General features: G+C 68.9%; 24 protein-coding genes. 7 read left to right on the top strand and 17 right to left on the bottom strand.

Annotated features, from left to right (window positions below):
* Both DFR50_RS25785 and DFR50_RS25790 read left to right on the top strand, forming a co-directional pair.
* The coding region (locus DFR50_RS25785) for a YHS domain-containing protein (protein ID WP_113892166.1) at window positions 1-608 on the top strand (608 nt) is incomplete at its 5' end.
* Between the two features lie 128 nt (window positions 609-736).
* Window positions 737-1105: a phenol hydroxylase subunit P4 gene (locus tag DFR50_RS25790; RefSeq protein ID WP_113892168.1), complete on the top strand. Its 369-nt coding sequence runs from the start codon at window positions 737-739 to the stop codon at window positions 1103-1105.
* A gap of 270 nt (window positions 1106-1375) precedes the next feature.
* On the opposite strand, the gene DFR50_RS25800 is transcribed toward DFR50_RS25790, so the two are convergent.
* The 5 genes from DFR50_RS25800 to DFR50_RS25820 all read right to left on the bottom strand — a co-directional run bounded on the left by DFR50_RS25800 (window position 1376) and on the right by DFR50_RS25820 (window position 5179).
* Complete coding sequence (locus tag DFR50_RS25800; RefSeq protein ID WP_113892172.1) at window positions 1376-1603, bottom strand: hypothetical protein; 228 nt, start codon at window positions 1601-1603, stop codon at window positions 1376-1378.
* A 288-nt stretch (window positions 1604-1891) separates the two neighbouring features.
* Window positions 1892-2752 (bottom strand): HpcH/HpaI aldolase/citrate lyase family protein, encoded by an 861-nt coding sequence (locus DFR50_RS25805; protein ID WP_113892174.1) that lies wholly within the window; start codon window positions 2750-2752, stop codon window positions 1892-1894.
* 1048 nt (window positions 2753-3800) lie between these two features.
* Entirely contained in the window at window positions 3801-4142 is a 342-nt protein-coding gene (locus tag DFR50_RS25810) for a hypothetical protein (protein ID WP_113892176.1), read from the bottom strand.
* A gap of 6 nt (window positions 4143-4148) precedes the next feature.
* The gene (locus DFR50_RS25815; protein ID WP_113892178.1) at window positions 4149-4703 is read right to left on the bottom strand and encodes a group III truncated hemoglobin; all 555 of its coding nucleotides are present in this window, start codon (window positions 4701-4703) and stop codon (window positions 4149-4151) included.
* Window positions 4704-4885: 182 nt separating this feature from the next.
* Window positions 4886-5179: a DUF6522 family protein gene (locus tag DFR50_RS25820; RefSeq protein WP_113892180.1), complete on the bottom strand. Its 294-nt coding sequence runs from the start codon at window positions 5177-5179 to the stop codon at window positions 4886-4888.
* 174 nt (window positions 5180-5353) lie between these two features.
* On the opposite strand from DFR50_RS25820, the gene DFR50_RS25825 reads away from it, so the two are divergent.
* Entirely contained in the window at window positions 5354-5800 is a 447-nt protein-coding gene (locus DFR50_RS25825; protein ID WP_113892182.1) for an RrF2 family transcriptional regulator, read from the top strand.
* Between the two features lie 81 nt (window positions 5801-5881).
* On the opposite strand, the gene DFR50_RS25830 is transcribed toward DFR50_RS25825, so the two are convergent.
* Window positions 5882-6061, bottom strand: a complete 180-nt coding sequence (locus tag DFR50_RS25830) for a hypothetical protein (RefSeq protein ID WP_113892184.1) — start codon at window positions 6059-6061, stop codon at window positions 5882-5884.
* Window positions 6062-6481: 420 nt separating this feature from the next.
* Between DFR50_RS25830 and DFR50_RS25835 the strand changes: the two genes are divergently transcribed.
* Window positions 6482-7591, top strand: a complete 1110-nt coding sequence (locus DFR50_RS25835; RefSeq protein WP_113892186.1) for a hypothetical protein — start codon at window positions 6482-6484, stop codon at window positions 7589-7591.
* A gap of 266 nt (window positions 7592-7857) precedes the next feature.
* Here DFR50_RS25835 and DFR50_RS32660 read toward each other — a convergent pair whose 3' ends face one another.
* Complete coding sequence (locus tag DFR50_RS32660) at window positions 7858-8733, bottom strand: endonuclease domain-containing protein (RefSeq protein WP_342634581.1); 876 nt, start codon at window positions 8731-8733, stop codon at window positions 7858-7860.
* 627 nt (window positions 8734-9360) lie between these two features.
* Here DFR50_RS32660 and DFR50_RS25845 point away from each other — a divergent pair.
* Together DFR50_RS25845 and DFR50_RS25850 are read left to right on the top strand one after the other, a co-directional pair.
* Window positions 9361-10164 carry an NAD(+)--dinitrogen-reductase ADP-D-ribosyltransferase gene (locus DFR50_RS25845; RefSeq protein WP_113892188.1) on the top strand — a complete coding sequence of 268 codons (804 nt, stop codon included), beginning with the start codon at window positions 9361-9363 and terminating at the stop codon, window positions 10162-10164.
* 101 nt (window positions 10165-10265) lie between these two features.
* Window positions 10266-10841, top strand: a complete 576-nt coding sequence (locus DFR50_RS25850) for a TMEM175 family protein (protein ID WP_113892190.1) — start codon at window positions 10266-10268, stop codon at window positions 10839-10841.
* A gap of 264 nt (window positions 10842-11105) precedes the next feature.
* Here the strand turns inward: DFR50_RS25850 and DFR50_RS25855 are convergent, their stop codons facing one another.
* From DFR50_RS25855 to DFR50_RS25885, 7 genes are all read right to left on the bottom strand, one after another.
* On the bottom strand, window positions 11106-11981 hold the full coding sequence (locus DFR50_RS25855) for an SIR2 family NAD-dependent protein deacylase (protein ID WP_113892193.1): 876 nt from the start codon (window positions 11979-11981) through the stop codon (window positions 11106-11108).
* Window positions 11978-12190 carry a putative nitrogen fixation protein NifT gene (gene nifT, locus DFR50_RS25860; RefSeq protein WP_113892195.1) on the bottom strand — a complete coding sequence of 71 codons (213 nt, stop codon included), beginning with the start codon at window positions 12188-12190 and terminating at the stop codon, window positions 11978-11980. The genes DFR50_RS25855 and nifT overlap by 4 nt, the downstream gene beginning before the upstream one ends.
* Complete coding sequence (locus tag DFR50_RS25865) at window positions 12187-12486, bottom strand: nitrogen fixation protein NifZ (RefSeq protein ID WP_113892197.1); 300 nt, start codon at window positions 12484-12486, stop codon at window positions 12187-12189. Before DFR50_RS25865 ends, nifT begins: the two co-directional genes overlap by 4 nt.
* A complete protein-coding gene (locus DFR50_RS25870) occupies window positions 12486-13253 on the bottom strand; it encodes a 4Fe4S-binding leucine-rich repeat protein (RefSeq protein WP_113892199.1) in 768 nt (255 codons plus the stop codon). The genes DFR50_RS25865 and DFR50_RS25870 overlap by 1 nt, the downstream gene beginning before the upstream one ends.
* A gap of 20 nt (window positions 13254-13273) precedes the next feature.
* Window positions 13274-13468: a 4Fe-4S binding protein gene (locus DFR50_RS25875; RefSeq protein ID WP_113892201.1), complete on the bottom strand. Its 195-nt coding sequence runs from the start codon at window positions 13466-13468 to the stop codon at window positions 13274-13276.
* A 66-nt stretch (window positions 13469-13534) separates the two neighbouring features.
* Entirely contained in the window at window positions 13535-15028 is a 1494-nt protein-coding gene (gene nifB, locus DFR50_RS25880; RefSeq protein WP_113892203.1) for a nitrogenase cofactor biosynthesis protein NifB, read from the bottom strand.
* A 579-nt stretch (window positions 15029-15607) separates the two neighbouring features.
* The gene (locus DFR50_RS25885; protein ID WP_170153396.1) at window positions 15608-16363 is read right to left on the bottom strand and encodes an acyl-[acyl-carrier-protein] thioesterase; all 756 of its coding nucleotides are present in this window, start codon (window positions 16361-16363) and stop codon (window positions 15608-15610) included.
* A 335-nt stretch (window positions 16364-16698) separates the two neighbouring features.
* Here DFR50_RS25885 and DFR50_RS25890 point away from each other — a divergent pair, with 335 nt between their 5' ends.
* Window positions 16699-17874, top strand: a complete 1176-nt coding sequence (locus DFR50_RS25890; RefSeq protein ID WP_210209047.1) for an aminotransferase — start codon at window positions 16699-16701, stop codon at window positions 17872-17874.
* A gap of 183 nt (window positions 17875-18057) precedes the next feature.
* On the opposite strand, the gene rdgB is transcribed toward DFR50_RS25890, so the two are convergent.
* Genes rdgB through DFR50_RS25905 form a run of 3 tightly spaced genes read right to left on the bottom strand, consistent with a single transcriptional unit; the run spans window position 18058 to window position 21040 of the window.
* On the bottom strand, window positions 18058-18702 hold the full coding sequence (rdgB, locus tag DFR50_RS25895; protein ID WP_113892209.1) for an RdgB/HAM1 family non-canonical purine NTP pyrophosphatase: 645 nt from the start codon (window positions 18700-18702) through the stop codon (window positions 18058-18060).
* Window positions 18699-20198, bottom strand: a complete 1500-nt coding sequence (locus tag DFR50_RS25900) for a M48 family metalloprotease (protein ID WP_113892211.1) — start codon at window positions 20196-20198, stop codon at window positions 18699-18701. The genes rdgB and DFR50_RS25900 overlap by 4 nt, the downstream gene beginning before the upstream one ends.
* Window positions 20195-21040 (bottom strand): thermonuclease family protein, encoded by an 846-nt coding sequence (locus DFR50_RS25905; protein ID WP_113892213.1) that lies wholly within the window; start codon window positions 21038-21040, stop codon window positions 20195-20197. Before DFR50_RS25905 ends, DFR50_RS25900 begins: the two co-directional genes overlap by 4 nt.
* Window positions 21041-21047: the final 7 nt, after the last annotated feature.

A 21047-nucleotide genomic window follows, 5' to 3' on the forward strand; every position in this document is an offset into this window, starting at 1 on the left:
CGCTGTTCCAGGATCTCGCCCGCTACGGCCTGCGCCCGCCCAAATACGCCGACCAGGCGACGGTCGAGGCCGACCACGTGTCGCACCAGAACTGGCTGACCTTCCATCAACATGCCCACGTGGCGGCCTTCCACACCTGGGCGCCGGACCGCGAGCACCTCGACTGGCTCTCGGAAAAATATCCGACCACGTTCGACAAGTTCTATCGGCCCAACTGGGAGATGTGGGCGGAGATGACGAAGCAGGGCAAGCGCTTCTACAACATGGCGTTGCCGATGCTGTGCCAGACCTGCCAGATCCCGATGGTCTACACCGAGCCGGGCGATCCGACCACGATCTGCTTCCGCGAGTCGAACTTCAAGGGCGAGCGGTATCATTTCTGTTCGGACGGCTGCAAGGACATCTTCGACGGCGAGCCGGAGAAGTACGTCCAGGCTTGGCTGCCTGCGCACGAGATCTACAAAGGCGCCTGCGGCGGTCCGACGGTGCCCGATGTTCTGGCCTGGTACCGCCTCAACGCCGGCGTGGACAACATGGACTACGTCGGCTCGCCGGACGAGGCGCTGTGGAACAGCTGGCAGGCCGGAGCGGTCAAGGCCGCTGAATAGGCTTCCCCCGACGGGGGCGGGCATCAGGCCGCGCGCCCACCCATGTTCGCGCTCGAAAGGTTCCAATCGACCCCCTGCGCGCGTCGCCCACGCCGCGCGCCCCAAGCTTCGCACTCCCGGAGGAGACAATGGCCGTCACGGCGCTTTCGCCCGACTACGAAAAGCACATCGAATACCGCGACTTGGAAAAGAACTTCCACGGCAATCGTATCGTCTACGTCCACTGGGAGGAGCATCTGTCGTATTGCGCGCCGCTCGCCTTCCCGCTGCCGCCCGACATGCCGTTCGCCGCCTTCGTCGAGGTGATCGTCAAGGGGCACTACACCGCCCATCCGGACTTCGACAAGATCGACTGGGACAGGGTCGAGTGGATGATCGACGGCGCGCGGGCGAAGCCGGACCCCGGCCAGTCGCTCGCCGACAACGGCGTCGGCCACAAGTCGGTGATCCGCTTCTGGACCCCGGGCCTCAACGGCTATCGCGGCTCAAGCCGCTGAACGCCGTCGCCGTCGGTCGAGCGCCGCCGGCGGCGGAGCGTGGCGGAGACGGCGCGGCTGGTCGCGGTCATGGACGAGCCGGGCGCGGGCAGCACGGCGACGCTCGCCAAGGCGAAGTTCCGCGCAAGGTTCTCGCCACCCGCCTGGTAGAGGGCGCCCAGCGCGCGCCGGTCGTCGAGGCCGCTTGCGCGCGCTGGGCGCACGGGAGGCGCGACGTCTTCGACCTCGCCAGGCGCCTCGTGACCTCGCCTTCGGCGGCGATCGGAAAGATCATTGCTCCCAGGGCCACCGTCCGTGGGAACGGCGGTAACGGACCGCCTTCACGGCGTTGTGAGCGACTCTGATCTTGGCGGCGACGAATGGGGCTGCGAGGGCGCCGATGACGCATATGCCGATGATATAAGCAACCCGGATCGGCGGGAGGCCCAGCGCGGCGAGGGCCAAAATCGTGCTCCCCACCGCGAGCGCGACACTCTGGGTCAGGGTCAGGTTCGGCATTGCTTCGTCCTGTCGCGCGAACTCGAGTCCGGCGCGCCGGGCGAGGCTACTCCCTCTTGGCGCCGATCCCAATCGGTCATTGAGCCTGTCGCCGGGACGGCGCGCCGGGCGGGCGGGAAATCCACGAATCGTCGCCGCAACGTCCACGTCCATGGCGGCGATCGGGGCGGCCGCGGCGATCGGCGCGGCCGTCGCCTGGGCCCTGCGCCTGTGCTGGTGGACACCGACCCGAGCCGGAGGAACGCCTCTTGGGACGCCTGCCGCTGAGGCAGGGCCGACGCGGGCGTGTCAGACGGAGGCGAGCGTCTTCTGCGCCGCCTTCAGATGCGGGATGTCCACCATCTTGCCGTCGATGCCGAGCGCGCCCGCGCCGGGATTGGCGGCGAACGCCTCGACGATCCGGCGCGCATGGGCGATCTCGGCCTCCGACGGCGCGTAGCAGCGGTTGATGATCTCGACCTGGTCGGGATGGATCGCCAGGCGGCCGAGAAATCCATCGCGCCGCGAACGGCGGCAGTCACGCTCGAGCCCTTCCGGGTCGCGGAAGTCGGCGTGGATGGTGTCGATCGGCGCGACCTCGGCTGCGACCGCCGCGAACAGGCATTGCGCGCGGGCGACCTGATAAGGGAAGGTCCAGCCGCCCTCTTCCCTGTTCTCGGTCGCGCCGAGCGCGGCGGCGAGGTCCTCCCCGCCCCAGGTCAGCGCGGCGAGGCGCGGGTGCGCCGGGGCGTAGCTGTGCAGGGCGAACATCGCCTTCGCCGTCTCGGTCGCGACCACCGCGATCCGGACGGCGCCGAGCGGCATGCCGGCCTTGGTCTCGAACGCGTCGAGATAGTGGCCGAAACAGGCGATGTCCTCCGCGCCGTTGGCTTTCGGAACGAGGACGCCATCGAGGCCCGGCTTCACGACCGCGGCGAGGTCGTCGAGGCTGAGGCCGGTGTCGAGCGCATTGATGCGGACGAAGAACGACCAGCTTCGCGGCGCCCCGCTGTCGAGCAGGCGCGCGACATGGGCGCGCGCCTCGGCCTTCCGGTCGGGCGCGACGGAATCCTCGAGGTCGAGAATCAGCGCGTCCGCGCCGGACGCCTGCGCCTTCGCGACCTTGCGTTCCGAATCGCCGGGAACGAACAGCAGCGAGCGCAGCTTCATCGGCCCGTTCCTGGCGCCGGGGCGGGAACGGTCGCCGCGCGGGCGAAGGTCCGACCGACTGCGCATTCCTGGAAAACTCTTCCGCTCAAGGCAAGGCCTCCGCTCTCATCGTCTCAGTTCGCCCCGAACTCGGGCGCTGGAACCCGCTGCGCGGTCCGATCCGGCGCATCCGTTTGCTCGCTCACGGCGCCGCGACCACGACCCCGCGGACACACCTGACGCGCTTTTGGCGCCGACTCAATGTTTCCAATGCATTGGGCGCCACATTTTGTCACGCGGTAACTCCCAACCCCGTCATTGCGAGGAGCAAAGCGACGAAGCGATCCACGACGCAGTTTGCGTCCATTTTGCAAGGATTGCTCCGTCTTCTGCTCGCAACGAAGCTCGAGGGACGGCGTGGCGGTCCACGAGCCGCAACAGCAGCCCAGCGGCCCCTGGGTCGCTTCGCTTCGCTCGCGATGACGGCGTTCTTCGGCGTCCACCTTGGGAGATACGTCACGCGGCAACTGCCGACCTGCCGCTCGGCGGGCCCCCTCCACCATCCCCCGGATCAAGTCCGGGGGATGGTGGTGGGGGCGAGCGCCGAGGCTTGGGAGACACGTCACGCTGCAACTGCCGAGGCAGTTGCCCGCGAGGAGACGGACAGGGCATGCCCCGGGAGCTGCAGCGTCCCGTCGCCCCGGGGACGCGCCCTCCCGTCGAAAGGGGCGGCCGCCGCTCCTACGGTCGGCTTGGGAGTTGCAGCGCCGACCATCCTGGCGGGGCGGAAACGCCCAAGTGGGGTGGGCGCACTGCCGGCGCCGGAGGCGCGCCTGCTCCGCGCCCGGTCCGATTGCCGTGATGAACGAATCAAACACCGAAACCCCGAGCCGGCCGCCCTTCGCAAGGGACGGTGGAACCGGCTCGACCCTGATCACAGCCTAGCATCGACTTCGGTTTTACGGAAGCATTTGTCGCGCGCATGTCGGCGGTGCAGGGGTCTTCCGGTCGCATGGGCTACGTGCGACCGGCGCCCCCGCGCGCCGTCGCCGCGGCGCCGGTCCCGCGGTCAGGGCGTCCCTCCGCCGGCCTCGTCGGAACGCCGTGCGGCGACACCCGCAAGCAGCGCGCGGGCGCGGGTCTGCAAGGCGGCGAGCGTCGCCTCCGCCCCGCCGGGCTTGGCGCGGGTGGTCGCGACGAGACGGACGAACGCCTCGAGGTCCGCGGCGCGCGTCTCGGCGCGGTCGACGCGGTCGAGGGCGGCGACGAACGCGTCCAGCTCCACCAGGCGCGCGCGGCGGTCCTGACAGACGCCGACGCAGGGCCGAGAGGCCTCCACCCGGCCGCAGCCGATGCAGCGCCAGCTTTCGATGACTTCGACGCTTTCGGCGAAGGTCGCGAGATCGGCCATCGTCGGTCAGGCCGGGTCCAATGACCGATAGCGCTGCCCCTTGCCGAGAAAGGCGCCGTTGGACCCGGCGATTCCGATCTCGAGACTCTCTGCGATGCGCCGGGCGCGCGCGATGACATGATCGGCCGCTCGCGCGGGGCAGATCTCCCGCGCCGTCTCCTCGAACAAAGCGAGCCAGCGATCGAAGTTGGCGGCGTCGACCGGCAGCGGCAGGTGCTTCGCCATCGGAGTCCCGTGATAGCGTCCGGTCATCAACGCCACCGAGGACCAGAACGCGCACATGCGCCGCAAATGCGGCTCCCAGTCGCGGATGCGGGTCGCGAACACCGGTCCGAGCAGCGCGTCCGCCCGCACCCTGTCATAGAAGCGCCGCACCAGGCGCTCGATCATCGGCTCGTCGATCCCGGTTTCGGCGGCGATGCGCCCGGTCAGCGCCGCGCGGCGCGCCTGATGCGAAACGTCGAGCGCGATGTCGGTCAAACCTTCGTATCCCGCGACGCGCGCACGGCCCGGCGCCCGTTCGAGGTCGCGGACCGTCGGGTCCTGTGCGCGGATGGACATGAAGCCTCCATTTCCGTTCGTCGGCCGAGGGGATCAGACAAACCCCGGAGGGTCTAGAGCGATAAACAAGTATCCTCAATACCACAATTGGCCGCATGCGGCTCGACGCGCCTCGTCCGCCGGCGTCCTCGCGGCCGCCCGGGGTTCGCCTCGCCGGCCCGGAGCGTGGCGAGTCGGGGAATTCAGGCCCGAAGCGAAGGGGGAAGCGGCCGCTCGCCGAAGTCGATCGTGCTGCGCCGCAGAATCCGGCCCGAGGAATCGACCACGATTCGAAAGCGGCGACTGCGCAGGAAGAAGGTCAGCCGGGTCAAACCGGCGTCCTGATCCTGGCCGACCTCGCATCGGCTCGTGAGTTCCCCCGACCGCATCAGCGGCTGGACATCGCTTGCGGACATCCCGAGACCCTCGGCGATCGTCGCCGCGTCGACGGTCGCCGAGCCGTTCCCGAAGCGCACAGCTCTCGGCGTCGAAGCCATCGGGACCCTGCTGGAGGCATAGGGCTTGCGCCGACAAAGTGTTATGTTTGTGGCTTGGACGACGGGTTGGGGCATGGCCGCCGCGCCTGGGCTGTTGACCGGCGCGCGGCGCCCGGAGGTCGACCCGGGGTCCGCGCCGCCCCGAAGCACGACGGCGCGGCTGTGGGATTCTCCATGCGACTTCTCGCCTCGACCGACTACGCTCTGCGCATTCTGATGCTGCTCGCCGAGGCCGCGCCCGAGGACACGATCACGGTTCAGACGCTGGCGCAAACCCTGGGCGGCCTGTCGCGCGACCATCTTCACAAGATCGTTCAGGCGCTCGCGGCGCTCGGAATCGTGCGAACGGCGCGCGGCGCGGGCGGCGGCGTCAGGCTGGCGAAGCCCGCCTCGGAGGTTCGGATCGGCGCGCTGGTGCGCGCGCTCGAGAACGGCCAGGCGATCGTCGAGTGTTTCCGCGCCGACCGTGGGTGCTGCACGCTCGAGCCCGGTTGCCGTCTCCGTCCGATGCTGAGACAGGCGAGCGAGAGCTTCCACGCGACGCTCGACGCCTACACTCTGGCGGATTGTCTCGGCCGGCCGGGCGTCGGAGCGACCCGACCGCCGCTCGGTTCGCAGTGAGAACCGCTCGCCTTTCCCGTGTTGCGCGACGTTGATCGGGTTCGCGGGCCGGCGCGGCGCCGACCGGTTCAGTCGCCCGGGTCATCGCGCCCCCAAGCCGTCTTGACCGTGATGACCATGGCGGGGCAGCGGCGCCAGCGTCACCGGGTCAAACTCGCCGTGCAGCGGCTCGCCCTGGTCCTTGAAGGCATGGACCAGATAGCAGCCGTCCTCGACCCGGATCGCGACCCCGAGCCAGCCTTCGCGCGGCCCTGCCTCCACCCGGCGCGGTTTCCACCCGAAGCACGCGTTTGTCTAAATTCCACCTCGCCAACTGGGTGGTGGCCCCAGAGCCATTTGGGCGGCGCCGACGCGCAAACCCCCGCTTGGCGGATCACCACGCCCCAAATATACTCAGTGATCTTACTAGTGTGAAGGAAGAATCATAATTTCGCGTAACTCCCAAGCCGGCAGCGAACAGCGCCGTCATCGCGAGCGAAGCGAAGCGATCCAGGGCCGCTGGGCCGCTGTTGCGCCCTCTGATCGTCCCGCCGCCCTTCGTTGCGAGCAGAAGACGGAGCGATTTTTTCCGCAGGAGGCAAGCGGCGGCATGGGTTGCTTCGTCGCTTCGCTCCTCGCAATGACGGGGTTGGGAGTAACAATTTCGTACGTCTAATTGGGTCTCAACAGGCGGAGATCGCTATGAAGATCGTTTTAGGCGGCGCGGTCGTTGTGCTGAGCGTTGGCGCTATCTGCCAAACCTCCGCACAACCAGTATACACGGCCACTGAGTGGAACGGCCGTCAGGTCGTCCAACTCGGAGGCCTGCCAGGAACTCTGTACTCCTACCCGTCCTACGCCAAGGCTATCAACAATGCGGATCAGATAATCGGAGAGAGCGTCTCGTCTAACGGGTATCACGCCGTCGAGTGGAGCGGCGGCCAAATCCACGACCTCGGCGATCTGCCGGGGAATACCCGGCGTTACTACTGGGCCGAAGCCATCAACACCGCCGGTCAGGTGGTGGGAGAAAGCTCGACGGCGAATGGTTTGCGGGCTGTCGAGTGGAGCAGCGGCCAGATTACGGACCTGGGGGGGTTGCCTGGTTACACAGAGAACTCAGCGAGCGGCATCAACGATTTGGGGCAGGTAGTCGGAGCGAGCGGCAATGGTCCTGGCCCATATTACGCCGTCGAATGGAGCCACGGCCAGGCTGTCGACCTCGGAGGCTTGCCCGGCTCCCCAATCAGTTACGCCGAAGCAATCAACACCGCGGGTCAAGTGGTAGGAGGGAGCCAGATTGCAGGCGTCGATCATGCCGTGGAGTGGAGCGGCGGTCAAATTCGAGACCTCGGCGTCTTACCGCTGCGGGGCTACACGGATAGCGTCGCATACGATATCAACGCCGCGGGACAGGTTGTGGGCCTGAGTTGCGATATCGCCAATGATAATTGCCATGGCGTTGAGTGGATCAATGGGAATATTAGAGATCTCGGCGCGTTACCGGGAAATTTATATAGTCGAGCAAATGCAATTAACGACGCTGGACAAATCGTAGGGGAAAGCTGTGTCGACATTGCAGGCAATGATTCGTGTCACGCTGTAGAGTGGAGCGATGGTCAGATCATTGATCTCGGCGGACTGCCCGATTTGATAGGCCCCGTAAGCAGCGTGGCTGAAGGCATCAATGCGGAGGGGCAGAGTGTTGGATCATCTCTCACTGGAATTCCCGAGCTCTCAACTTGGTCCATGACCCTTCTCAGTGTCGCGGGTTTCGGGTGGGCGGCGTATCGGCGTGATCGACATGCGTGACACTGCCGAGGTTAGGCTTGGAACATGTTCGTTGGTAACACATGCCCGGCTTTCACGGCAAAGGCCGCTTCCAGCGGCCTTCTGCCGTACCGGAGCGAACCTGAACGGTGGTAAAGGGGCGGATTTGTTCCGTTTAGCAAACCTTCCCTTAAGGGCCGCTCCTTGCGCAGTCCGCCATTCCGGCCGGCAGTCATACGTTTGGTTTGAACCGCCAGCGCGGACGCCTTCCCCGCGCGCGGCGCGAACGAGGCGCGGCCGCGCCGGCCTCAGCCGACGCGCGCCGCCATGTCGGCCTTGCGCGCGATCATCGTGTCGGCGAGCGCCGCCGAGCCGCCGTTGGCGAGCAGCACCCGGCGGATCGCGGCGTCGGGAACGCGCGTCACGATTGACGCGGCCTCGCGGATATCGGCGGGACTCATGTCGCCGTAGAGCCGGACCGCGTGCGGGTTGTCCGGGTCCGTGCGCAAGCTGTCGAGTTCGCCGACCGACGCGCCGAACGCCCTGCCCTTCGGGTCGCCCTGGGCGCGGAACGCCAGCGCCCCGCCGACGTCGAGCGTCGTCACCACGCCGGCGACCACCCCTTGATGACGGGCGGAGAACCGGCCGCGGAACCCTTCCCCGGCTTCGCCGGGGAAGGCGGCGCGAAGCGCCGGATGGGGTGTGGGCGACCGTCGCCGCCTGCCTGCAAACGACGGGTCTTGCCTTCCACACCCATTCGGCCTGACGCGCCCGCTTTCCAGCAAAGACTTTTCAAAAGGGCTCTGACGCGCTTCCTCGCGCAGCGCTGCACGAATGCGCTCGACGACGATCGGCAGACCGCCGATGATCAACGCGTCGGGGAACCGAAGGACGCGAAATCCCGCGCGCCGAAGCCCCTCGTCTCTCGCGGCGTCTCTGACCTCGGCGTCCGCAGTCTCGTGCGTCTGGCCGTCCGCTCCGACGATGATCTTTCGTTCAAGGCGGACGAAATCCGCGAAATAGGCTCCGATCGGCATCTGTCTGCGAAAGCCGTAGGCGTCGATCCGATGGTCGCGCACGGCGCGCCAAAGCATAGTTTCCGCCTTCGTCATGATCCGACGCTGCGACCGAGCGAACTTGCGCGAAGACTGACGGTAACGCGGCGGCTCATCCATACTGATCATGTATCACAGCAATGCCCTTTATCACTCCCATCTCCTGGGTTTGCCGGGTAGAGCGACGCCGAAGGACGTCCGCGTGTCGCGGCCTGATGGATTGCACGACCGTCGCCGCCCGCCTGCATCGACAGTTTCCTGCTTTCCACACCCCATCCGGCGCTTCGCGCCACCTTCCCCAGCAAAGCTGGGGAAGGGGTCGAAAGCGGCGCGCTCAGAGCAAACCTCGGTGAAGGCCTGCTCTTGAGCAGTCCCGCCATTCCGGTCGGAAATCATACGTTTGATTTGAACCACGCGCCCGGCGGCGCCAACTGGTGTTCATGCGGGACCGGAGTTGTGTGCATGCCGTAGCGGGAGGAGGCGCGTCGGAGACGTTCAAGCGATAGCCCCGCTGGAACCCTCGTCGCGATGGACGTTTGTGCGCCGTTGATGGAGAATGCGGCGCCGTTCGGATAACCGGGGTCCGGACGTCGGCGTCGTTGTCGCCGCGCTCCATAGCCAGTCGAAAGACAAGGCGTCCGATGGACGCGTCATGGCGCGCGGAGGCGCGGTCAGCGACCGCGCCTCCTACAGCGACGCCCCGCCGTCCGCCCCGGTGGCTCGAGTCCCACGCCCACCCGGCTTTCGCGCAAACCCATGCCGCTGCCTCACGGCCCCAACCTCATCGGCCTTCCCACCGACTTCCTCGCCTCCGCCGACTATGCCGCAGCCCCGTGCGAACTGCACATCAGCGGCGTGCGCGAGATGAACGCGCCGCTGTTCGAAATGCTCGCGCTCGCCAACGACATCGACGAGGCGAGCGAGGCGCTCGCCAAATACATGACGGCGATGTTCGGCCTCGAGGCGCAGCAATTGCGCGAGGAGGCGCGGGGCATGGGCCCGCCGTTCCGCCACTCGTTCGTCCGCCTCCTGATCGGCTGGGGCCTCGACTCTTCGTCGCGCGACGCGGCGGTGCTGAAGGGCTGGGTCGAGAGCCGCTTCGGCCTCGCGCCCGCCCATCACGGGGCGAAGATCACGAGCTTTTCCGACCCGGCATGGGCGACCTATGTCGAGCACAAGATGGGCAGCGGCTTCCACGCCAATTCGATCTTCGCCCAGCTCGACCTGGTGTACGAATATGTGCAATGGGCGCTTGCGACGCTCGTGCGACCGGGCGAGACCCATTTGCGGCTCTACCGCGGCGCCGATCGGGTGGAGGACCAGGTGGTGCGGCGGCTGAACGTGCGCCAGCCGGTCCTGCGGCTGAACAGCCTGTCGTCGTTCACCACCGACCGCGCCGTCGCCGACAGTTTTGGGTCCGTGGTCGTGTCGGTGGAGGCGCCGCTGACGAAAATTCTGTTCGCCAGCGCGCTCATGTCGTTCTTCGCGTTCCGCGCCGAGCGCGAGGTGCTGCTGATCGGCGGCGACTATCCGGCGACGGTGGAACGGCCGCTTCCGTGACGGCGCGCGGGCGCCCTTGCCGGGGTTGGCGTATTGCACGATGACCGCGCGGTCGCGCTCGACAGGGCGAGCGCGGCGACCGAGCGACAAGGAGCCGGCCAATGGGCAAGGAACGGATGACGGCGTTCACCGACGGCGTGATCGCGGTCATCATCACGATCATGGTGCTCGATCTGAAGGCGCCGGAGAGCGCGGACTGGTCCGCCTTGAGCAAGCTGCTGCCGACCTTCCTCAGCTACGTGCTGAGCTTCCTCTATGTCGCGATCTACTGGAACAATCATCATCACCTGCTCGCGGCCTGCGAGCGGGTGAGCGGCGGCGTGCTCTGGGCCAACATGCACCTCCTGTTCTGGCTGTCGCTCATTCCGTTCACCACCGCCTGGCTCGCCGAAAATCACTTCGAGCCGGTCCCGACGCTGCTCTACGGCGCCTCGCTGTTCGCGCCGGCGCTCGCCTACGCGATCCTGGCGCGGACGCTGATCGGCGTGCAGGGGCGCGAGAGCCTGCTCGCGAACGCGCTCGGCGCCGGCGTCAAGGAAATCGCCTCGCTCGCGCTGTACGGGTTCGGGGCCGCCTTCGCGCTGTGGGCGCCGGCCGTGTCGCTGGCGACCTATGTCGCCGTGGCGCTGCTCTGGCTGGTCCCGGACCGACGCATCGAGCGAACGATGACGCGGTGACGGCGGTCGGGGCGATGTCCCGCCCGGAGGGAGTGTGTCCATGAGTCTGGACAGAGATCCCGATCGTCAAGGTTACTGGACAGACCGAGGCGATCCGGATATTCGTTGCCGGCCCGGAGTCGCTCCAGTGCCCCGGTCGCAGGCAAGGGCTGCTTCCTCCTCATCCGGCAGCCCTTGTTTCTGCGCGTTTCGCTCTGGCGACGGCGAGACCTCTCGCCGGGGCGCGCGAGACGCGCGCCCTTCCAAGGGGCGCCGCGGCTCGCGTCAGCTCAGGATCATCTGCGCCGCCTCGGCCAGCGGCGCGTCGATCACCTCGATCATCTGGTCGGCGAAGAACTTTCGCTCGTTGCGCGTCATCGCGGCCGTGTCCGCGACGGCGAAATGCGGCCCTTTCGAGCGCTTCATGATCTGGCGCGCATAGGTGCGCAGCATCTGGTCGTGGAAGCGACAGCCGAGGAACAGGAACCCGCGATCGGTGCGCGCCTCCTTCACCGCCGTCGGGATCGGCGTCTGGATGTCGATTTCCGTCATCACCTCGACATAGTCCGAATCGGCGACGAGGAAATTCTGCGCCGGACGAACGCCGCCGTGCGGCGAATAGAGCACCGTGCGCGCCGCCTCGATCGCCGCCCCGTCGCAAGGGCGGCCGGCGGCGTCGTAGGAAAGCGTCCAGGCGTCGTAGTTGATTCCGGCGCGGGTAATGCCCTGGATCTCGACGAAATCGTCGCGGCCCGCCGCTTTCAGCGCGGCGGCGAATTGGTCGTCGTACCAGGAGTTGACGACCAGCCGGGACGGCAGGCCGGCCAGGAACCGGACGAGCGGGCTCGGCGGCGCCGGCGCGGCGAAGATGTCGGCCATGAACGCCTGGAGCGTCTTGCGATGCCGGCGGCTCTCGATGAACTGCGCCACCGCCCACATGTTGGTGCGAATGCGCGACGGCGCGGGCGCCTTGGCGTGCAGCGCCGCCGCCACCGCCTCCGGCGTCGACGGCAATGCGGAGTCGGTCAGCGCGAGGAGGCCCGGACCGAGGTAGGGGACGAGCGCGTCGCGCACGAGGAGATCGCGCACGACGGCCATGCGCCGCGCGGGGTCGGCCGGGTCGGCGCGCCCGGCGCCGAGGTCTGCGAGGGCTACGGTCATTCGTCCTCTCCGAGCTTCCTGGCGTTGACGGTGATCGGCAGCTTGGTGTCGGCGGGCATGTCGGGCAGGATCAGGGTCCAGCCGTTGCGCAGCTTCACCGACCCTCCCCACAGCGTCTCGCGCTCGGTCTCGACGATCGCCTCCTCGAGGTCCTTTTTCGGCACGTAGACGGACAGGCCCTTTTCGCCGCGGCGGATCATCACCTTCATCGTCCGGATTCCTTCGCTTCCGCAGCATGGGTGTCGATCCGCACGAGTTCCTTGCCGCGCATGCCGACGATGGTCCCACTGTCGACCCATTCGACCGCGTAGATGTAGAATTGCTGGAGGAAAGTGCCGATGTCGCGCACGTAGCCGACCTCGCCTTTTCGCACCAGAATGTCGCCGATCTCGCGGCCGCGGTAGGTGCCGTCGTTGCGGATGTGTTTCAGCGACCGGACCGTCTCGCCGGGCAGGAACACCGGCGGGTCGCGGATTTCGATTTCCTGTTCGCGCGCCAGTCCCATCACCCGTTCTCCGCTGTCTTGCGCGCCAGGGCCGCCTCGCGCACCATTGCGTCCTCGTCGTCCACGAGCTTGCCCAGAAGCGCCGGCGGCAGCCGTTCGGCGCAGACGAAGCGCACGCGAAAATCCTGGTCCTTCGCCATCAGCACCAGGCGTTCCTGCGGCAGCCGTTCGGCGACCGCGATTCGGACCAGCGCCTCCGGGTCGCCGGTCATGCGCGGCAGGACGTAGTCCGGGGCGCGCCAGGCGACCTCCCGGCGCACCGAAGGGTCGGGATCCTCGATCAGCCGCACGAGCAGCGCCGGCTCGGCGCGCCGCGCCGCGGCGAGTCGCACGGCGTAATCCGGATCGTCGAACAGCGAAGCGAGCGCGGCGCCGGTCAGACGCTGGGCGAGCGCGATCCGCACCCTCGGTTCCGGATCGGCCAGCAGCGGGCGGAGACGGGCGACCGGCAGGCGCAGCGCCACCATGGCGCGGACGTCCGGCTCCGGGTCGTCGATCAGCGGCCCGAGGCGGAACGGCGAGGCGTAGCGGGCCGCGAGCGTGCGCACCTCGAAATAGGGATGGCCGAGGTGGCGATCGGCATGGGCCGGATTGGCGGCGAAGAACCGGTCGATCCGGCGCGCCCGCCGATCCATCACGCAGGCGCGGCGGAATTCGCAGCGTCCCGCCGCGCGCGTGTCCTCGTTCGGGCAGTCGGCGCACGAGATCGGGTTGCCGAGCCAGTCGAACGGCCCGTCGTCCTCTTCCGCGGAAACGCCGCCGCTCATCGGATTGCGATCCGAAGCCGTCAGGCTTTGACGCAGGTCTTGGGCACCGGGCAGACCGCCGCGCATTGCTGCGTGTCGAAATGCCCGTCGCACTCGGTGCAGGTCTTGGCGTCGATGATGTAGGTGTCGTTCTTGAACTTGATCGCGGCCGTCGGGCACTCGAATTCGCAGGCGCCGCAGGCGGTGCACTGGGAGGCGATGATCTTGAAAGCCATTTTGGTCTGCTCCTCTTGCTCTTGTCAGCCGGCGCCAGCCGAGCGCGCCGGTATTCGTTCGCCGCGTCAGGCGACCGCTTTCGTCTGTCCGGCGTCCGATGCGGTCGCGGCGTAGAGCGCGCTGATCGCGGTCTCGGCGTATTCGTAGGCGTAGGCGTCGGTGGCCTCGATTCCCGCCGCTGTCAGCATGTCCTTCGGGCAATCGCCGACCTTGGCGCACAGCACGTGGGTCACGCCCTCGAGCGCGGCGATGGTGGCGTCGAGGGTCGCGTCCTCGCCGAAGCCGTCCATGCAATAGGCGTCGATCCGGCGGTGGCCGACGAACGCCACGCCTTTGGTCGAGGCCTCGTAGACCTGGAATTCCCTGGCGTGGCCGAAGTGCTCGTTGATCCGGCCGCCGCCCTTGGTCGCCACCGCGACCAGAATGGAATGGCCGTCGCCGGCGTTCTCCTTGACCGCCGCGATCGCCTTCTCCTTGGCGCGGACATGGTCGCCGCGCTCCTCGGCGACGATCTCGCGATAGGCGGCGCGCTTGCTCGGATCGTAGACGACCGCCTCCGGCAGCTGGTCGAGGGTGAATTCCTGGCCGCGGTCGTCGCCCAGAAGGCCGACCGCGTCGGCGCGGCACTGCCGGCAATGGCGCATCAGCTTGGCGCCGCCTTCGAGCTTGTCCTGCAGGGCCTTCAGCTCCATCGCGGTCGGGCCGCGCTGGCCGGTGAGGCCGAAATGCGTGCCGTGCGCCGGATCGGAGATCAGCGGCATCACGTTGTGCAGGAAGGCGCCGCGCTCCTTGACCCAGCGGTTGACCTCGATCAGGTGCTCGTCGTTGACCCCGGGGATCATCACCGAGTTGACCTTGACCAGAATGCCGCGCGCGACCAGCATCTCGAGCCCGAGCATCTGCCGCTGGTGCAGGATCGTCGCCGCCTCGACGCCGGTGTAGCGCTTCTTGTTGAAATAGATCCACGGATAGATCTTCGCGCCGATCTCGGGATCGACCATGTTGATGGTGATCGTGACGTGGTCGACGTTCATGTTCGCGAGTTCGTCGACGCGGTCGGGCAGCGCCAGGCCGTTGGTCGAGATGCAGAGCTTGACGTCGGGAATCTCGCGCGCGATCGCCGCGAAGGTCGCCTGCGACTTCTTCCAGTCGTAGCAGGCGTCGCCGGGGCCGGCGATGCCGAGCACCGAGAACTGCGGCACCGTGTTGGCGACCGTGATCACCTTGCGCCGCGCCTCGTCCGGCGTCAGCTTCTCCGACACGACGCCGGGACGGCTCTCGTTGGCGCAGTCGTACTTGCGATTGCAGTAGTTGCACTGGATGTTGCAGGCAGGCGCGACCGCGACATGCATGCGGGCGAAATAATGGTGCGCCTCTTCCGAGTAGCAGGGATGGTCCTTGATCTTGTCCCAGGTGGCCTCGTCCAGGTCGTCGGGCTTGGCCGACGATCCGCACGACGAGGTCGAGCAGCCGCCCGAGGTCGCGGCCGTTTTCATCGCCTCGAAGTCGATCGGCGTCATCAGGCTGTCGAGCGAGATGGTGAACGGCTGCTGGCTCATGGTGTCGCGGCTCCTGTCTCCGGGCAAGGAGACGCAAGCCGTGTGCCAAGAGGTTATGTCAGGGATTTCAATGTGTTGCCGGAACGCCACACCGCCCAGGGCCGGACATGGCCGTGTCGCATTCGCGACAGAAGCTCTCTCCGGCGTTCCGCACGGGCCTTTTCAGCGCTCAATCGCGCAGGCCCGGCCGGCGGCGCATACGCTCCGGCCGAGAAGGCCGGTTGACGGGTCCGGCAGGGGCGCGCACGCGTCGACGCCGCCGGTGTGCGCCTTCCCCAGCGAGCTGGGGAAGGTGGCCGGAGGCCGGATGGGGTGCGGAAAGCAGGGCGAGATCGGCGAAGGCTTCGCGCCGGCGGTCATGCGATGCCGCTGACGCCGCAGGAGGACGGCAGGCGCCGACGGGTGGACGCTTCGCCATCGGCGGCGCCGTCCGTGCGATCATGTCGAGGTTCGCGCGGCGTCCCACACCCCACCCGGCGCTTCGCGCCACCTTCCCCAGCGAGCTGGGGAAGGGCGTCGCGGATGTGTGCAGGCCGTAGACGGTCCGGTTTGGCCGCGTCCCTCGTCGTTCAGGCCTCGCTAAGCCGCCGTCGCCGGGACGACCTGCAACCGCGCGGCGAACACGACCCTGCCGTCGGCCTCGCGCCGCCCCTGGAAGCGCAGGGCGTCGGTCGCCGCCGCGCCGCCGCCGTCCCATTCGACGCTCACCGCGTCGCCGACGCTGGTCTCGGCCAGGAAATTCACCTCGTAGTCGCGCACCACCCGGGTCCGATGGGCGCTGGCCGGCGCCGCGTCGAGAATCCACTGCGCGTAGCGGACGTTGTTGACGTGGCCGTTGGCGTCGAGATCGCTGGTGTGCACCCGGAACCGCGCCAGCGGCGCGAGATCGTCCGACGGGGCGATCCGGGCGGGCGCGAGGTCGAGGGCGCCGTCGTCGCGGGCGAGGATCCCTTGTTTTCGCATCCCGGTCTTCGGCGGCCGCCGCGTCGCCGCGTCGAGAACGAGCCAGCTCGCGACGCTTTCGCCCACCTTGCGGCCGGCGCTCCAGATCTCGGTGTCGCGCATGACCAGCACGCCCTCGATCGGACGCACCCAGGTGCGCACGGAGAGGACGTCGCCCCACGTCGGCCAGTCCCCCATCACGAGCTTCTGCCGGGCGAGAACCCAGATCCACCCCCTCGCCATCATCGCGTCGAAGCCGTGGCCGAGATGGTCGCCGTGGATCCAGGCGACGTCCTGCAGAATCTTCAACAGACCCACGAGACCGAGCCGCTTCTGCCCGTTCACCACCAGCGTGTTGACGGCGTAGCGTTCGGTCCAGATGGCGGATGTCAAGCGAGGGCTCCCACGCGGTGTGCGCCGTCGCCTATCATGCGGGCGGCCGCCGCCGCGAGTCCGGCTCGCCTCCCTGAACGGTGTGAACGTTTGTCGCATGGCGGTCGGCGAACCAGCCGGCGACGAGCGCGGCGGCCGAATGCGGGACCGCCATCGGCCGGGACGGCTCTTTTGCCGGCGGGACTCGGAGCGGCGACCACGTCCCCGCACGGCGCCGACCTTTGGTCATGCAGGGCCGCGATGTATGCAATGCCGTAGGGCGGCGCCCGCATGCCGCGCTCGAGCGAGCGCGGCGACAAGAGACGCCGGCGGGTTGACGAGAAAGGATCCAAGCTTTGGGCAACGTCGTCTTCGATTCGTGCGGAACCTCGATCTTCGAGACGATGTCGCGGCTCGCGCGCGAGGTCGACGCGGTCAATCTCGGACAGGGCTTTCCAGAGGGGCTCGAGCCGAAGGAGGTGATCGAGGCGGCGATGCGCGCGCTTCGGGACGGCCCGCACCAGTACCCGCCGATGCTCGGCCTGCCCGACCTGCGCCAGGCGGTCGCCGAGACTGCGCGTCGGTTCCTCGGCCTCGAGGTCGACTGGGAGCGCGAGGTTCTGGTCACCTCGGGCGCGACGGAAGCGCTGGCGGACGCCCTCTTCGGCCTCCTGAACGCCGGCGACGAGGTGATCCTGATCGAGCCGGCCTACGACAGCTATCCGGTGATCGTCCGGCGCGCCGGCGCGATTCCCATTCCGGTGCGGCTCAGGCCGCCGACCTGGGAGCTGCCGCGCGACGAACTGAAGCGCGCAATCGGCCCGCGCACGAAAGCGATCGTGATCAACACGCCGATGAATCCGATCGGCAAGGTGTTCGACGACGACGACCTGCGCTTCGTCGCCGATCTCCTCATCGAGCACGACCTCGTCGCCATCGCCGACGAGGTCTACGAGCACCTCGTGTTCGACGGCCGCCGGCACAACACCCTGTTTGCGCAGCCCGACGTCCGCGACCGGGTGGTGCGGATCGGCTCGGCCGGAAAGACCTTCTCGGTCACCGGCTGGAAGGTCGGCTACGTCACCGCGGACGCGAAGCTGCTCGCGCCGATCGCCCGCGCCCACCAGTTCGTCACCTTCACCACCCCGCCCGCGCTGCAGGCGGCCGCGGCGTTCGGCCTGCGCCTGCCGGATTCCTACTACCACGGGCTGCGGACGGCGCTCGAGGCGCGGCGCGACGTCCTCGTCGACGGCCTGCGCGACATCGGCTTCGCGGTCGGGGACGTCGGCGCGACCTATTTCGCGGTCGCGGCGGCGTCGCGCTTCGACCCGGCGGGCGACGACGCCGAATTCTGCCTCCGCCTGACGCGCGAGGCGGGCGTGGCGGCGGTGCCGATCTCCGCCTTCTATGGAGAGCGCGACGTCAGGAGCCACATCCGCTTCTGCTTCGCCAAGACGCGAGAAACGCTGGACGAGGCGCTCGCGCGGCTCGCGCGGTGGAGCCGGCGCGAGGGCCGGGGTTCGGCGTCGTAGGGCGTGATGACGCTGGATCGAGTCGCGGCGCCCCCCCATGCGGTCGCTTCGCGGCCACCTTCCCCCCGAGGGGGAAGGGAGGCGCCCTCTCCCTCGGGAAGAGGCGCCGGCGCGAAGCGCCAGGGTGAGGGGAAGTCGACGCGACCCCGGGTGGTCACGCCATAGCGAAGCGCTTTCCCGGCGTCACAGGCATTCGCGCGCAAACATCTGGAACGCCCGGGCGCGGTGCGACAGGGCGGTCGAGCCGTCGGCGGGGATGCCGTGCTTCTCCTCCGAACTCATCTCGCCGAAGGTGCGGGCATGGCCGTCGGGCCGGAAGATCGGGTCGTAGCCGAACCCGAGCGTTCCGCGCGGCGGGAACACGAGCTCGCCGTCGACCCGGCCCTCGAACGTTTCGATCCGCCCGTCCGGCCAGGCGAGCGCCAGCGCGCTGACGAAGTGGGCCCGCCACGGCCGCGGCGCGCCCGCAGCCAGGAGCTCCCGCTCGACGCGCGCCATCGCGGCGGCGAAGTCCTTGGAGCCGGACGCCCAGCGCGCGGAATAGATTCCCGGCTGCCCGCCGAGCGCCTCGACGCACAGACCCGAATCGTCGGCGAGCGCGGGCCGGCCGGACGCCCGCGCCGCCGCGTCCGCCTTGATCACCGCGTTGTCGCGGAAGGTGGTCCCGGTCTCCTCGGGCTCGGCGAGGCTCAGTTCCGCCGCGCCCGCCGCCTCGACGCCGTGGGGCGCCAGCAGTTCGCGCAGCTCGCGCAGCTTGCCGGCGTTGTGCGTCGCCGCCACCACGCCTCCCGCGAGGCGCCGCCGCGCGCCGTTCGTTTCAGCCGTCATTGGGTCACCACCTTGTAGCGCTGGCCCGCGACCAGCGGCGCGCCGCGCTCGAGGCCGTTCAGAATCAGGAACTGGTCGATCGCGTCCGGCAGAAACGCCATCCGTCCGGCGAGCGTCTCGGGCGTGTCGACCGAGCCGGCGGCGACGATCTTGATCGCCTCGGGCGCGGCCAGCGCCGAGTCGCGCGCGTTGATGAGATGGAACGATTCGAGGGAGGCGCGAAAGCGCTGGTCGACCGCGGGCGACAGCGAGCGGGCGGCGAAGATGAGGCGATAGAGGCGGCCGTTGAGCCGCACCGCGCCGAGGCGGAAGCTCCACTGGTCGCCGATCGCGGTCGCCGTCGCCGCCTCCAGGCCGCCGACCTGCAGGGCTTCGACGTCGGTGGTCTTGACGCCATCGATCCAGCCGGAGGCGATCGCGGTCGCGACGGGGGTCGATTCGGGCATCGGAATGCTGTCGAGCCGCAGCGCTTCGCCGCCGCCTTCGCCGACGCCGATCAGCGCGGCGGACTGATTCTCGAGCGTGAAGCCCGGCGGGGCCTCGAAAGCGAAGCCGAGCTTGGGATGGATGAACAGCGCGCCGCGGACCACGCCCTGGGACGGATCGTCGCCGAACAAAATGCCGTCGATCGCCGCCAGCCAGGCGTCGCGGCCGGTGACGCCGTCGCCGCGCGGCCCGATTTGGCGCGCTTGCGCCTCAGCGGCGGCGATCCGCTCGGGCGTCGAGGGGTGGGTCGCCATCATGTCCGGCCGGTCGGCCGAGGGCGCCCCGGAGATCGAGGCGGTGAGCGCGCTCCATTCGCCGAGCGCGGTCAGGAACCGGGCGGCGCCGTAAGGATCGTAGCCGGCGCGCGCGACCGCCTTGATGCCGATCTGGTCCGCCTCGAACTCCTGCTCGCGCGAGAAGGTCGCAACCGACAGGCGCGAGCGCGCCTCGGCCTCGGCTGGCGCCTGCGAGCGGTCGAGCACCTGGGCGTTGACCCGGGCGAACAGCGCCGCAGTCCGGGCGAATTCCGCCCGCTGCGCCGCGTGCCGGGCGGTGACGTGGGCGATCTCGTGCGCCATGACGGCGGCGATCTCGGCGCTGTCGTCGGCGAGGGCGATCAGTCCGCGGGTCATGAAGATGTCGCCCGAGGGCAAGGCGAAGGCGTTGACGACCGGCGAATCGAGCAAAGTGACGCGGTAGGGCTGGCTCGACACGTCGGAGGTCTGCGCGAGCTTGCCGAGAACCCCGTCGAGATAGGCTTCGGTCGCCGGCGCGCGATATTCGCCGCCGAAGGCGTCGATCAGCCGCTTGCGCTCCGGGCTGACCGGCTGGAGAGCTGCGGGCCGCGGCTCCGGCGCCGCAGGGGCGGCAGCCGCGCTGGCGGGCGCGGGCGGCGCCTCGACCGAGGCGCAGGAAGCCAGGCCCAGCGCGAGCGCGAGCGCCGCCAGCAGCGACCAAGGCCGCCGCGGCGCGGCCCGCGGCCGGTCGATATCGGGAACGCGTTCGATCATGGACGCGGCTTGATTGCCCCCGGCGCGCCGGAACCACCCAGAAATTCGATCATCGCCGGCTCGCTGACCTCGAGTCTGGGGCCCAAACGGTTGTCCAGCGCCCCTCGAACACGGATCGTCCGGCCGGCCGCCGCCTCGACGGAAACCCCGGCTCTCGCGAAAGCCCCCTCGAGCTTCCGCGGGACGACGATCGTCGGACCGCCCTTTGGCGCAAGGTCAAGATAGAGCCGGGAGCGGCCAAAGCCAACCCTCCGCACCGTTCCCTCGATCACCACCAGTCGCGAGCCGCTGCGCCGCAGGGCGTCGACGTCGGCCGCGGCGATCACGGCGCTCCCCGGATCGCTCCACACCCCGAGCCCGGCGCCGCGCGCCTCACCCTCGGCCCGCAGCCGCTCGGCGGCGCAGGCGCGCGCCTCGAAGGCCGGCGCGACCCGCCCGAAGCCTGCGGCCAGCACGGCCGCGGCCGCCGAGCCGCCTGCGCCGGGCGGCCCGGAGATCGCGAGGTCGGCGAGAACCCGTCCCCAGCGGTCCGTCCCGCCGGCGAGGCGCTCGAGCTCGGCGTCCCGATCGACGAAACGGTCGGCGAGAAAGCGGCGAGCCTCTTCGGCGAGATCGGGCGAACGGGCATAATCGGGCAGCGCGACGCCGGCGAGCCGCACCGTGCGGCCGTCGGCGAGGACGAGATCGAGGCGATCGTCGACGCCCGCGACGCGAACGCCGCCGTCCGGCGCGCCGCAAGCGGCCCCCGCCCGCCCGGCCGCGACGGAAACCGCCAGCAGGAAGGCCGCCCGCCCGAGGGGCGCAAAACGTCGAGCGAGACGGTGCGCGCGGGAAAAATCCATGCTATCG

It is taken from the genome of Roseiarcus fermentans (assembly GCF_003315135.1).
Classification (GTDB): domain Bacteria; phylum Pseudomonadota; class Alphaproteobacteria; order Rhizobiales; family Beijerinckiaceae; genus Roseiarcus; species Roseiarcus fermentans.